Source organism: Idiomarina solivarensis (genome assembly GCF_033052755.1).
Lineage (GTDB): Bacteria > Pseudomonadota > Gammaproteobacteria > Enterobacterales > Alteromonadaceae > Idiomarina.
Genome location: NZ_JAVFHZ010000002.1, coordinates 82,022 through 94,939, shown reverse-complemented (window position 1 = coordinate 94,939; position 12,918 = coordinate 82,022). Strand labels below are relative to the sequence as shown.

Annotated in this window: 12 protein-coding genes and 1 tRNA gene; 5 read left to right on the top strand and 8 right to left on the bottom strand. The window is 46.6% G+C overall.

Going from position 1 to position 12,918, the window contains the following annotated elements:
• Positions 1 to 42 precede the first annotated feature (42 nt).
• On the top strand, positions 43 to 2,226 hold the full coding sequence (locus RBK99_RS04470; RefSeq protein WP_317503443.1) for an OsmC domain/YcaO domain-containing protein: 2,184 nt from the start codon (positions 43 to 45) through the stop codon (positions 2,224 to 2,226).
• Between the two features lie 27 nt (positions 2,227 to 2,253).
• Here the strand turns inward: RBK99_RS04470 and RBK99_RS04465 are convergent, their stop codons facing one another.
• Positions 2,254 to 2,412 carry a YqaE/Pmp3 family membrane protein gene (locus RBK99_RS04465; RefSeq protein ID WP_317503700.1) on the bottom strand — a complete coding sequence of 53 codons (159 nt, stop codon included), beginning with the start codon at positions 2,410 to 2,412 and terminating at the stop codon, positions 2,254 to 2,256.
• 224 nt (positions 2,413 to 2,636) lie between these two features.
• On the opposite strand from RBK99_RS04465, the gene RBK99_RS04460 reads away from it, so the two are divergent.
• From RBK99_RS04460 to RBK99_RS04445, 4 genes are all read left to right on the top strand, one after another.
• Positions 2,637 to 4,319, top strand: a complete 1,683-nt coding sequence (locus tag RBK99_RS04460; protein WP_317503442.1) for a GGDEF domain-containing protein — start codon at positions 2,637 to 2,639, stop codon at positions 4,317 to 4,319.
• 261 nt (positions 4,320 to 4,580) lie between these two features.
• Complete coding sequence (locus tag RBK99_RS04455; protein ID WP_317503441.1) at positions 4,581 to 4,982, top strand: hypothetical protein; 402 nt, start codon at positions 4,581 to 4,583, stop codon at positions 4,980 to 4,982.
• A 102-nt stretch (positions 4,983 to 5,084) separates the two neighbouring features.
• Positions 5,085 to 5,630, top strand: coding sequence for a chalcone isomerase family protein (locus RBK99_RS04450; protein WP_317503440.1), 546 nt, complete (start codon positions 5,085 to 5,087; stop codon positions 5,628 to 5,630).
• Between the two features lie 195 nt (positions 5,631 to 5,825).
• Positions 5,826 to 7,838, top strand: coding sequence for a TonB-dependent receptor (locus RBK99_RS04445; RefSeq protein ID WP_317503699.1), 2,013 nt, complete (start codon positions 5,826 to 5,828; stop codon positions 7,836 to 7,838).
• A 59-nt stretch (positions 7,839 to 7,897) separates the two neighbouring features.
• Here the strand turns inward: RBK99_RS04445 and RBK99_RS04440 are convergent, their stop codons facing one another.
• The 7 genes from RBK99_RS04440 to RBK99_RS04410 all read right to left on the bottom strand — a co-directional run bounded on the left by RBK99_RS04440 (position 7,898) and on the right by RBK99_RS04410 (position 12,914).
• Positions 7,898 to 9,196 carry an erythromycin esterase family protein gene (locus RBK99_RS04440; RefSeq protein WP_317503439.1) on the bottom strand — a complete coding sequence of 433 codons (1,299 nt, stop codon included), beginning with the start codon at positions 9,194 to 9,196 and terminating at the stop codon, positions 7,898 to 7,900.
• Positions 9,193 to 9,756 carry a flavin reductase family protein gene (locus tag RBK99_RS04435; protein ID WP_317503438.1) on the bottom strand — a complete coding sequence of 188 codons (564 nt, stop codon included), beginning with the start codon at positions 9,754 to 9,756 and terminating at the stop codon, positions 9,193 to 9,195. The genes RBK99_RS04440 and RBK99_RS04435 overlap by 4 nt, the downstream gene beginning before the upstream one ends.
• A gap of 119 nt (positions 9,757 to 9,875) precedes the next feature.
• Complete coding sequence (locus RBK99_RS04430) at positions 9,876 to 10,037, bottom strand: hypothetical protein (RefSeq protein ID WP_317503437.1); 162 nt, start codon at positions 10,035 to 10,037, stop codon at positions 9,876 to 9,878.
• Between the two features lie 77 nt (positions 10,038 to 10,114).
• Positions 10,115 to 10,582: a cytochrome c gene (locus RBK99_RS04425; RefSeq protein WP_317503436.1), complete on the bottom strand. Its 468-nt coding sequence runs from the start codon at positions 10,580 to 10,582 to the stop codon at positions 10,115 to 10,117.
• Between the two features lie 36 nt (positions 10,583 to 10,618).
• A complete protein-coding gene (gene tehB, locus RBK99_RS04420; protein ID WP_317503435.1) occupies positions 10,619 to 11,191 on the bottom strand; it encodes a tellurite resistance methyltransferase TehB in 573 nt (190 codons plus the stop codon).
• 183 nt (positions 11,192 to 11,374) lie between these two features.
• Positions 11,375 to 11,450: transfer RNA gene (locus RBK99_RS04415), tRNA-Ile, on the bottom strand.
• 45 nt (positions 11,451 to 11,495) lie between these two features.
• The gene (locus RBK99_RS04410; RefSeq protein ID WP_317503434.1) at positions 11,496 to 12,914 is read right to left on the bottom strand and encodes a histidine kinase; all 1,419 of its coding nucleotides are present in this window, start codon (positions 12,912 to 12,914) and stop codon (positions 11,496 to 11,498) included.
• Positions 12,915 to 12,918: the final 4 nt, after the last annotated feature.

Here is a 12,918-nt window from a genome sequence, read left to right as displayed (position 1 = left end):
GCACACGATTTAAAACAGCCTCGTTCAGCGGTTAAGCTTCCCATGGAAATCAATGTAAACTTTCTCGACAATATGCGCCTTGAGGCCAAGTTCGACGACTTCACAGTCATTTCGGATCAGCCTATTCGATACAAAGGCGATGGTTCCGCGCCCGGTCCTTTCGACTACTTTCTGGCGTCATCGGTTATGTGTGCGGCACATTTTATTCGCTTGTATTGCGATACCCGCGACATTCCAACCGAAAACATCCGTATATCGCAGAATAATGTTGTTGACCCGGAAGACCGCTATAAGCAGCTGTTTAAAATTCAGGTAGAACTGCCGGCTGATATTTCAGATAAAGACCGTAAAGCGATTATCCGTGCCGCTGAGCGCTGTGCCGTGAAACGTGTCATAGAAAATGACCTTGAGTTTGACGTGGAAGCGGTTGAAAGTATTACTCAAGACGCACAAGCCTTACTGACCATACGGCCAGACAGCGACAGTAAAACCTTTATTGAAGGTAAAGACTTACCGCTGGAGCAAACCATTGCCAACATGACCGCCATACTCGCGGATTTAGGCATGAAAATTGAGATATCGTCGTGGCGCAATATTGTCCCGCACGTGTGGTCACTGCACATTCGCGACGCCGCCTCGCCCATGTGCTTTACCAATGGCAAAGGCGCCACTAAAGAAAGCGCATTGTGTTCCGCTCTGGGCGAATTTATCGAGCGCTTAAGCTGCAATTTCTTTTATAACGACCAGTACTTTGGCGAAGAGATTGCGAACGCCGATTTCGTTCACTACCCCAACGAAAAGTGGTTTAAACCTGGCGTTGACGACCAGTTACCCGGGGAGATTCTCGATGAACATTGTCGTGAGTTTTACGACCCGGAAGGTGAGCTGCGCGGGTCACATTTAATTGATACCAATTCGGGTCGAACTGATCGCGGTATTGTTTCGCTGCCATTCGTGCGTCACTCCGATGGCAAAACGGTGTATTTCCCGTCTAACTTGATTGAGAACCTGTACTTAAGTAACGGCATGAGCGCAGGTAACACCCTGCCGGAAGCTCAGGTTCAGTGCTTATCTGAAATTTTTGAGCGCGCGGTTAAAAAACAAATTATTGAAGATGAAATTGCTCTGCCAGACGTACCGCAAGAAGTCCTCAGCAAATACCCCGACATTGTCGAGGCCATTAACGCACTGGAAGAACAAGGCTACCCGGTACTGGTTAAAGACGCTTCACTGGGCGGTCAGTTCCCGGTGGCCTGCGTTACCCTGATGAATCCGCGCACCGGCGGCGTTTTTGCTTCGTTTGGTGCGCACCCCAGTTTTGAAGTGGCACTGGAGCGCAGCCTGACCGAGTTACTGCAGGGTCGCAGTTTTGAAGGCTTAAACGATCTACCAGCACCCACTTTCAACTCCATGGCAGTCACCGAACCCAATAACTTTGTTGAGCACTTTATTGATTCTTCAGGTGTCGTTTCCTGGCGTTTCTTTAGTGCAAAATCCGACATTGAATTTGTTGAGTGGGACTTTAGCGGCTCTAATCAAGCGGAAGCTGACACACTGTTTGGTATTCTGCAGGACATGGGCAAAGAAGTTTATGTTGCCGTACACGAGGATTTAGGCGCCCCGGTATGCCGCATTCTGGTGCCTGGTTACTCCGAGGTATATCCGGTGGAAGACCTTATTTGGGATAACACCAACATAGCTCTGCAATACCGCGAAGACATTCTTAATTTGCACCGTTTAACCGACGAGCAACTGGAAGATTTAGTCGAGCGCTTAGAAGACAGTCAGCTTGATAACTACATGGACATTATTACCCTGATTGGTATTGAGTTTGATGAAAATACCGTCTGGGGTCAGCTCACCATTCTTGAGCTTAAGCTGCTCATTTATCTGGCACTGCAGCGCCAAGAAGACGCCTTCGAATACGTAGAGATGTTCCTGCAGTTCAACGACAACACCGTTGAGCGCACCTTGTTTTATCGGGCGGTGGAAGCGGTGCTGGAAATTGAACAAGACGACGAATTAGAACTTGAAGACTACCGCTACAATTTAGGCCGTATGTACGGCGAAGAAACTATTGAGGCCGTTATAGGCTCTGTTAGCGGCACTACCCGTTTTTATGGCCTGACGCCAACCAACATGCAATTGGAAGGGTTAGACAGGCACTTGCGTTTAATTGAGAGCTACAAGAAACTGCATCAAGCAAGATCAAAACAGGGAAGCTAACGGCTTCCCTGTCACCAGCCTATTTTATCAGCGCCTAGCGATGATCCATACAGCGTGGATAATGCCGGGGATGTATCCTAATATCGTTAAAAGAATATTAAGCCAAAAGGCTCCACTAAGCCCAACCTGAAGAAAAACACCCAACGGTGGCAAAAGAATCGCAAGGATAATTCGAACCAAATCCATCTCTATTCCTCCTAGTTTCAAGCTTGCCGAGTAAACCAAAGGATAGGCATTAAATGGTAAAGTTGATACGTTGGCTTTGTAAATATGAAGTAAATGTAAAGTCCCCAGCATATTAGAAACAATACAAACTACCCCCTCTGACATAGTGTGCATAGCTGTCGGCAAAAGATAAGATTGTTGTTTGTAAATTGTACCGTTCTCACAAACCCAGAGCAGAGGCTCATTTGATCCAGAACAGCCTTATTGCCGGTACCGAACCACTCGACGCCATTGAAGAGTTTCAGGCTATTGTTGACGATATTCCTTCTATCGTTTTCAGAACGCCCATGTCATCAGAAGATCGAGGCGCTGAGACCGCTTTTATTTCTAACGATGTTGAGCGTTCACTGGGCTACCCCAGGTCGAGCATCGATCACCTTGAAAACTGGTGGTATAACAATATCCACCCCGACGACATAAGCACGACCCATGACCAGTTTGTCCGTTGGCAACACGCAGACTTTACCGGATTACTGCGTCGTCAGTACCGCTTTAGACACAAAACAAAAGGCTACCTTTGGGTTGAAGACCTAATCAGAAAACATTCTTCATCAACCCACCACGCAGAGCACTTTGTCGGAACCATTACGGTAATTGAAGATTTGGTAAAAACCCGTGAACAACTTCGTCAGCTCAGCTATATTCTTCCCGGCGTTTTATACCAAATGCGATTCGGTAGCCGCGCTGAAATTTCGTTTCCGTTAATAAGTGCTCACGCCAAAAAACTATTTGATATATCACCCGGCGATTTAACAGAATCCGCCGAGGCTTTTTTTAATAAAGTACACCCTGACGACCGAGAGCTTCTTATTGAAAGCCTGGAGAATGCCAGCGACAAGCTCACTGCCTGGCAATTTGAATTTCGCGTCATAGTTGAGCAAAAAGTCGTCTGGATATCGGGCCGGGCAGTGCCGGACAAGCAGGTAGAAGACAACCTTATCTGGAATGGCCTTTTTATTGATAACACCGACAAAAAGTCACTAGAACTTGAGTTAAAGCGCACCAATGATGAACTGAAGCGCGCACAGCAAGTTGGCCGTGTTGGTCACTGGCAGGCCAATTTAAACACCGGTGAACTGCATCGTTCCACGATGGTTAGAGAATTGCTGGGGCTAGACAAAACAAATTCCAATACGTCAATAGAACGCTTTAACAGTTTGGTTCACCCAGATGATTTGGAAGGTGTTAAGTCGCTTGAAAGACTCACTCCTGACAACAATAAACTACAAATTCAGCACCGTATGCAACATGCTGACGGCCACTATATTTGGGTAGAAGAGTTTGCTGAATTGCAACAGGACGGCTTCACGTTAATCGGTACGTTCAGAGATATTACCGAGCAGAAGACCCTGGAGCTGGAACTTCTGAAGAAATCATCGACCGACAGAATGACCGGCATATACAACCGAGGGTATTTCACAGAACAAGTGGATAAAGAACTGTCACGCGCAAAACGAAACGGCAGCCCTTTAAGCCTTATCATTCTTGATATCGACCACTTTAAAAACTGCAATGACTCCTACGGCCACCCGTTTGGTGACGAGGTGATCATAAAAATAGCCTCTATTTTAAAAAAATCTGTACGCTCTCACGATACTGCTGCCCGCATTGGTGGAGAGGAATTTGCGGCGTTACTTCCGGAAGCCGGCCAAGCGGAGGCCGCCGTGGTAGCAGAAAAGCTACGCACAAAAATTGCAGCGCACAAATTCTCAAAAAATGGGAACGATATTTTTGTGACAGTGACATTAGGCGTGGCGGAAGTTCAGCCTGGAGATAACTGGACAAAACTATTCAACCGCGCTGACAAAGCGTTGTACAAAGGCAAACACTCAGGCCGTAATCAGGTTTATCCAGCGACAGCTCTGTAGAATCCGTGCGGATAGGTATCGGACGTTTTATCAAAGCAATATTGTCGCGACCGAACTCTTCCGTGCCCACGCAGTACCTTTAGCTTTTAAGCTACTTTTGACTTTCAGTCACCCTGGTTATCACTCGTCTGAACACAGACGACTTACTTGAAATTTTAGATTAATAAACTACGTTTAATTGCAGACAGGTAGCAAAGCAAGACATCTTGTCTGGAATGAAAATGACATCAATTTTTTATTGAATACATAAGGAGACTTCTTATGAAACTTCTTAATACTGATAGTAAAAAGTTGCAAAAAATCAGCCTCGCATTAGGAATTGCATTTGCTCTGGGTAGCAGCGGTGCTATGGCCGCTCCTATGAATCAGCCTGATGCCGATAATAACGGGAAAATATCAAAAGCTGAGTATTACGGGTACGTTGATGATATAGGCATTTATGATGACTGGGATCTCGACAACGATAACCTGTTGGAAGAGGACGAGTGGCACGATCTCGATTACGACTACAACTTCACATCGTGGGATATCGATAACGACGGGTACTTAGATGATAATGAGTTTTTAGACGGTACATTCGATTATTACGATATTGATGATGACAACTTCCTTAATGACGAAGAATGGGACGATGCCGGTGAAGCCGGTTGGTTTGACGTCTAAACACTCGTTGTAAAATAACCAGATTATCTGCCTTTAATCAGGGCTGATAACAATGTCAATTGGCCCGGCGCGATGCTGGGCTTTCCTTATTTAGGAGGCTTTATGCGCGTTTTCTTACCGATCCTTTTGCTATCGCTCCTGTTTATAACAACCTCTTCACACGCGCAACGTATCGCCAGCATCTCGCCGGCAGCAGCCGTGAAACTGCAAGATAAAACTCTGCAACTGGCCGCCTGTGGCGTGCGCGAAAGCTTATGGATGAACATTTATGCCGTAGCACTTTACCTGCCGGACTCAAGCATGACACAACCCTCAATTCTGTCACCCAACACGGCCAAAGCAGTTGTACTGTACCCGGTTTACGACGGAGAGCTCCCAAAGAACATTCCACAATCTTGGTATAAGCGACTGCAAAAACATCTGACTCAGACACAAATAAACGAAATGCAGCAGGTCTATAAAACCATGAGCACCGACGATATTATCACTATCGCCTATGACCCCGATTCCGGCACCGTTTTTAAAATTAATGATAAAACTCTGGAGTCTATTTCTGGCAGCAGTTTAATTACCGGCGTTATTCAAACCTGGCTAGATAAAACGCAGAAAGGCGCGAACCCTATTAACCTTAAAGACATGCAATGTTGAGGTTGCCGTAACCCTCTGTCTAAGTTTGGCTTGTTTCTTATCGACTCTTCTTAAAAAGAATTTGCGCTATCTCGCTATTTCCTCAATAATGCATATAGAAATCATTCTCATTTTCATGCATGGAAGAATAAAAAGGAGATACCAGTGAAGAAGCTTGTTTTAACAGGGGTTGCCTACGCCCTTTTTAGCACGCCGTTGTTAGCGCAAACAGCAGAGGCTGAGAATACCGATAACGTAAAAACCAAAGATGAAAAAGCCATTGAACGAATTTCTGTTGTCGGCGCTGCAACCAACTTTAGCGTAACGGCTGAAGACATTGAGCAGTTTCAGGCCAATGATCTTGCCGACATTTTTCGTGAGTCACCGTCAGTCAGTGTGGGTGGTTCAGTTGGTGTTGCGCAAAAGATTTATATTCGCGGCCTGGAAGATGCCTACCTGAATGTGACTGTGGATGGTGCACAACAAACATCAACATTATTCCATCATATTGGTCGGGTCACCCTGGATCCGGACTTACTGAAACAAATCGATGTACAAGCAGGTGCCGGTGAAGCCACCAGTGGACCCGGTGCTATTGGCGGTGCTATTCGCTTTAAAACCAAAGATGCACAAGACTTATTAGACGAAAATGAGCAATTTGGAGGTCGAGTAAAAGCCAATTACTTCTCTAACGACGGAACACGTTACAGCGGTACCCTTTACGGAAAGCTCAACGACAGCTTCGGTCTTTTAGGCTATTACAGCGCCGTTGACCGTAACACCATGGAAGACGGAGAAGACAATAAGGTTTACGGTACTGCCGCAGACCAGGATCTCGCCTTTTTAAAGGCCAGTGGCGATATTGCTGATAATCATTATGTTTCATTGAGTTTTGAGCAGCGTGACGAAGAAGGCGAATTTTCGGCTCGGCCAAACTGGGCTGTACCCGAAGGCTCACCGCTCTACCCTAGCGCAGCAAAACGTGATACCTATGTCGCCAATTATCGCTTTGATCATAGCGAACTAGTGTATCTGGAGGCGACAGCGTATCAGACAAGCTCGTCATTCCGTGGTGGTCGTTTTGACTGGCTGGCAGAAATTGATACGCAAGGCTTTGATCTACGCAACACCAGCGACACTCTGTACCACAGCTTCACTTATGGTGTCGATTATCGCAGCGATGAAGTTGTAAGTGGACCTGCATCGGGGCCCAAAGAAAATGCTGAAGAAAGTAGCGTACTCGGCGTTTATGCACAGGCGCACAGTAATATTACGCCTGAATTATTGTTCAGCTACGGTGTTCGTTACGACGACTACGATTTCCAGCAGAGAATTCTCCTTGATAACTACTCTGGTGAGCCTATTACCGATACAGCGGCTGGCTTAGACGAGAGCGAGCTGAGCTTTAACGCCGGCTTGTCCTATCAAGTTGCCAAAGCATGGAAGCTCGGCTTGAGCTATGCAGAGGCGGCGCGAGGAAAGGAAATTGGTGATGGCTTTACACTAGATGAGTACCTTTATGACGGCGAAGATGTACCCGTAGTTGCAAGCGATGTGGTGCCGGAAACAGTTGAAAACATTGAGGCCTCTATTCAATACAATGCTAGCCAATTAAGTGCGAAACTCAGCGTTTACCAGTCGACAATTTATGATGTCATTTTCAGCGGCTTTTCAGGAAATTCTGTTTACAACAATATTGGCAATATCGAATCAACAGGCGTTGAATTCAACCTGGCTTATCGTTGGGAGTCTCTGGATCTCTACTTTGGTTTTTCAAACGCCGACGCCGAGCTGAAACCCCGGGACAGTTTATACACTCAAGACTACAACGCCATTGACTTGAATGGGTATGAGTTTAATGGCTTAGGCAACAGTCGCGGCAATACCATGGTGCTGGGTGCGGATTACTTTGTAGCGCATGATTTAAGCGTCGGGTTCAATGTCACTCACGTGGATGATATCAACATTGAAACATTGCATCAGGCCGTTGAAAACGGTTGGACCGATTCGTTGTATACCTTAAATAAGCCAAGTTACACCGTGGTCGACCTTTTCGGAGCGTGGGATGTCAGCAATAATTTGTCGGTTAACTTAGCCGTTACTAATCTGCTGGACGAACTGTATATCAACCACTCAAGCGTTGGAGACTACAGTGAGGTATTTCCTACGGTTGTCGGCCCTTACGAAGCCGGACGCGATATCCGTCTGTCTGTGAGTTATGACTTCTAGCTCTAACCGAGGCTTCGTAAAAACAATATTGGGGTAGGGACATTATCGGTGACACCACATTACAATCCGTGCGGATAGGTATCAGGCGTTCTGGATGTCTCTTCCTGAATATTAATAGCGTGCAGTGCTCGCGTTTTATCAAAAAACATAAAGTAATCGTAACGCTTTGGAATAATGGTCGGCGCGTAATTGCCGTAGCGCTCGTGCCGTGGGTCATAAACCACGCCCACTGCGCGATGAGGAATACGGTCTTGCAGTTCATCCAACGACTGTAGATCGTCACTGGCAACATAAAATTGCGTGCCAGCCTGGTGACACCAGTCTTCCCAGCTGTCGCTGCGACCGTCTGGCAGGTTCATTTGGCGCACTTGGTCTCCCCACGAGGCGCCGGCCAGAACGCTTCCGCTATGACAGCCAAAACCAATCAAAGCCACGTTGTCACGACCGAATTCCTCACGCCCAAGTTCACCAATGTTGTACAAGCCAGCGTCACCCATGTCGGTATAAGAGGCATCACCGATATGAGTATTGTGCGCCCAAACAATACCTTTGGCTTCGCTGCCGTGAAACGCCATTAACCGTTTCAGGGTATCCATCATATGCCGGTCGCGAAGATTCCAGGTCGACTCGTCCCGCGACGCCATAATGCGGTAATAGCGCTCCGCATTGTTACTCACAACCGCATTTTGCTCAGTGCTAAAGGCGTGCTCTCTATCCGAATTGTAGCTCGGCACTTTACTGCGTATCTCTTTTAGAAGTTGTGTCACCTCGGCACTGCACCCTTCCGGGACCAGTCGGGTAGAGAGTGCATAGCGCTGCCCGCCACCATCGCGGTGAGGCTCAAAACACCGCATCGCCATTTTCGCAGTCTCAAAGGCACTCGGATCTTCTTCCTTCAGGTAATCCATAATCGCATCCATCGATTCCCACAAACTGTAGACATCTAAACCGTAAAAGCCTTTGCGCTTATCCTGCGCCAGCCCTTTGTTGAAATCTCGCAGCCACTGCGCCCACTCATGAACCTCCCAGTTTGCCCACATCCATGACGGCCAGCGTTTGAATTGCTTTAACGCCTGGGTCGTATCGTTAATCGCATCGTCATAGCCTTTAACGTGCCGGTTTAGCTCATAACAAGGCGGCCAGTCGCCTTCCACGGCAACGAAGTCAAACCCGTACTCTTCGATTAAAATCTTTGATATTTTAGCCCGCCACTTATAGTACTCATGCGTACCGTGTGACGCTTCGCCCAACATCACAACCTTTTTGTCTTTAATAGACTCGATTAAAGGGCGCAGTTCATCGCTGCTGGAAAATTCCCGCTTCTTTTCTTTTAGGACATTTATTACTGAGTTGCTCAATCCAGCATCTCCGGTAAGAAAAGCTCCCGGCGATTAATTATCTCACCGGAGATCATGAATATACCGTCACCGGTGTAATGCAGGGTTGTCGGATACTCAGGTTCAGTCATTACCTGAGCTTTAACGATTTCAAAGATAAAGAAATTGTGGGCGTCAACGAGTGTGTCATCGTAAAGACGACACTCAAAGTTTGCATAGCATTCTTTGATATTCGGTGCTGACACTTTCTGGGCGGGCTCTGCCGTCAGATCAAATTCTGAAAACTTATCAATTTCGGCGCCTGTCGTATTCCCGATACCAATAACCTTTTCCGTCAGCTCGGTGGTAGGTACATTGATCACGCACTCCCCGCTTTCCCTGATCAAATGATGACTGTGGTTAGCCTTTGAAATGTTGCAGCCTATCAGCGACGGTGAAGAATCCATTACAGTATGCCAGCCCAGGGTCATGATGTCGGACTCACCGTTAGAATGAGAGCTCACTAGAACGACCGGCCCGGGCTCAAGGTAACGGCGTGCTTTATTGACGGGAAACTGTTTTTTGGTGACCTTTGTGTTCATCGACATAGGCTCCTTCCGTGCTCTCGAAATTAGATTGCTCGTAGGTGTCAGTCTGAAAGTATTGTCAGGCATCCTAAGCTTGTCAATGTTGGCCAGGAAAGGACTCAGGTACACTGCAGTCAAAACGGCTCAGAGGCAAGCGGACAATCTTTTACTTGTTCGCGCTCGTCCGCTCGGCGTTTTTTGCTACTTTCTTCTTTCGCGTCTTTTTTTCGCCCCCAATAAGCACCGCGGCCTTTTTTAGCGCCTGAATGCTCTGTTTTATTTGCATTTTGTGCCATTTAGATACCTTTGAGCCTACGGACTACAAAAATGTCGGTGATACCCAAGTTAACATTCTAGTCCATTACCGCGATAATTACTGTTTTACTAGCCCATCAAAACGATCAGATACATATTTGCTATGACAAGCAATGCAGCTACCTGTCATTTTGTTATAAAGCTTAAATTGCTTTTGAGTATCTTTGTCTTTGGCCGCCTGAGCCAGTCCCGCAGCGAGTCGGTGGAAGTCTTTATCCAGCTTGACAAACCCCTCTGGAACCGCCGACATTAAGTCTTTTTTGTCCTGCTCCGTCAAAGATTGTTTCATTATAAAGCTGTCGTGTATTTGCTGTGCCTGGGTCGCTACCAGCTCATGCTCCCCGGTAACCATGGAAACATGAATTGAGGCCATGGCAGACTGAATCGAGCGCATTTCTTGTTTTAGCAATCGGCTTAGTTTATCCGTCAATTTAGGAGTGACTGGGTCCGCTGCTAATGTACTTAAAGACAAACCAGAAGCTACCAATATCAAACCTACACAGCCCATTTTCTGATAAAGTTTCATGAGGACTCCTTAATAAAACAGCCATAGCCTTGTGTTTCATTTGTTGGGTTTGCGCGCTAACATCGTTGCAAACTGAAGTTGCGCTCCATTATGCATGGTTCCGACTTCTTCGTTGTACTTTAGTAGCTCCCATCCCTGATATGCATCTCGCAATTGCCCTGCTTTAAACGTAAAGGGGAAAGGAACCGGGCATGGATGCTCAGCAGTATCCATAGCACAAACAATTAAATTGTACCCACCGGGTTGGGTATGTAATTGCATATCGTCAATAACAGCGTCAACTCGCGAGGGGTTAAGAAACATTAACGTTACCGTGCAGGCAATCAGCCCATATTCGCCACTTAACTCTGCATCATTAATATCGTCGACTCGCGCTTCAATATTGTTGATACCCTCTTCACTGACAATTTGTCGTAACATATTGATAGCATCAGGGTTATTATCTACCGCGGTCACATTGAAGCCAAGCTGGCTCATGTGCAACGCATTACGGCCATTTGAGCAGCCCATATCTAACGCGTTACACGGCTCTATAATCTTACATGCTTCTACGACTTCACTATGCGCAGGATTGAGGCCATAGCGGCTATTTATATCGACTGTCATCATACCCACCTAATTCATTAATGATGTGCTGGCATGTTACTACTTTTAGGTCGTTATTAAATAGGCGTAACCGACGTCATCGGCGATGTAGATCAATATCTGCATTGTTAGGCGCGCTAACTGGATAGGTAACAAAATTAATTTTTGCTCGAGCCACGAACAGCGAGAAAATGGGACTTTGAAAGGTGGTGGCCCCTCCCAGATTTGAACTGGGGACCAACCGATTATGAGTCGGGTGCTCTAACCACTGAGCTAAGGGGCCATTTTTGATTGGAAGCTGTTAAGCGGCGCAGATTATACGAACTTTTTATGCTTTTGTCATGGGTATCAGCACGTTAAATCGTGAAGTTTTCTCGAGTTTTTCATAACTAATGTCGCCATTTTGACTTTGCAGGGTATCTCGCACTACTTTCAAGCCTATGCCATATTGCGTTGGCGCCAGTTCGTCGGCATGAAACAGGAGGTGCTTATTCTTGTTCTCTATGCCAGTGCTTTCGTCGCTAATAGCAATTTTCACAAAGTCACCCTCTGCTGTTGCCTGCAACATAATCTCGGAATTATCCGGCGCAAAACTCATTATATGGCGTAATAAATAGTCCATTGAGAAGCGTAGTAGCAAAGGTTCGGCATCGAATTTGAGTCCTTTTTCCGCAATACTTGTTAAGGTAATGTCTTTAACATTGCCGTGGCTTTCATGATAATCAGATAGCTCTTCGAGAAAGCTTTCGGCCTCAATCGGTTGAGTTCGGCCATTGCCAGCTTCGGACGTTACCTTATCGAATGACTCGAATAACTCGGTCAATTCAGACACTTTGAGTCGAATGTCGTCAGCATTCGTTTTAGCCAATTTGCGCCTTATTTCTTCCAATTCAGCCACAGCCAATGCGCTCATCGAGCGGGCAATCCGTCCAATTAATGTCTTCTGGTTCGCCATAATGACTTTATTCATTTGCTGACTGAGCTCACGCTCTTTCGCCTGAATTTTTTGGCGAGCCTGGTACAGCAACATTAACAACGGTTGTATTTCCGGAATTTCAGTGGTGACAGAAACGGCTTGGGAGTTATCCTCCGCCTGAGCAACAATTCGGTCTCGCTCAATATGCCAGTTACGATTAAACACCGACTCGCAAACAATTAAAATTCCACCAATAATAGCGAGCGCGACAAACAGGACACTAACAATAAGTGTAAAATGAGGAGGTACCAGCTGAACCTCTTTTTTCAGCCAAATCCCCAAGTTGTAGTGATTCTTCTCCGGGCAGGCAGCAACCACTGTAGCGCCTCCATCATGAGCCTGAACCGAGACCACCGCCCGTTGCTGCTCTAACGAACGCTGAACCGCTGAGCGAACAATAGGGATGTCCTCGTTGCCAATACCAACTCCGGAGTTACCATCACCGGCATTGGTGAACGCAAACCCCATGAAACCCTGAGCGGTATGCCAAAAGCCACCCTGAATTTGACCGGCATCTTTTATAGAGTCTTGCAGTGACTGGTACATCAATTCGGGATTAGCAACTTGCTGTTGCAGAGACTCAGAAACGGGAAAAAGACGACTGACGGCAAGTTGAGCTTCTTTACAGGACGCACTCATCGTGTTTTGATTGCGCTGCAGTGCTTCGCCGGAAGAAAACCAGAACGCAACTAACAAACCGCCAACGGCTATTGCTATCAATGCAATGGCCAGCCAGCGGTTATGTTTTGTGTGAGAAGAGAGAGACTGCACTTAC

What these genes read in the sequence shown, in the direction of transcription:
- RBK99_RS04455 (WP_317503441.1), top strand. Translation starts at nt 4,581, where the DNA reads ATGAAACTTCTTAATACTGATAGTAAAAAGTTGCAAAAAATCAGCCTC.
- RBK99_RS04450 (WP_317503440.1), top strand. Translation starts at nt 5,085, where the DNA reads ATGCGCGTTTTCTTACCGATCCTTTTGCTATCGCTCCTGTTTATAACA.
- RBK99_RS04465 (WP_317503700.1), bottom strand. Translation starts at nt 2,412, where the DNA reads ATGGATTTGGTTCGAATTATCCTTGCGATTCTTTTGCCACCGTTGGGT.
- tehB (WP_317503435.1), bottom strand. Translation starts at nt 11,191, where the DNA reads ATGATGACAGTCGATATAAATAGCCGCTATGGCCTCAATCCTGCGCAT.
- RBK99_RS04470 (WP_317503443.1), top strand. Translation starts at nt 43, where the DNA reads ATGGAAATCAATGTAAACTTTCTCGACAATATGCGCCTTGAGGCCAAG.
- RBK99_RS04425 (WP_317503436.1), bottom strand. Translation starts at nt 10,582, where the DNA reads ATGAAACTTTATCAGAAAATGGGCTGTGTAGGTTTGATATTGGTAGCT.
- RBK99_RS04430 (WP_317503437.1), bottom strand. Translation starts at nt 10,037, where the DNA reads ATGGCACAAAATGCAAATAAAACAGAGCATTCAGGCGCTAAAAAAGGC.
- RBK99_RS04435 (WP_317503438.1), bottom strand. Translation starts at nt 9,756, where the DNA reads ATGAACACAAAGGTCACCAAAAAACAGTTTCCCGTCAATAAAGCACGC.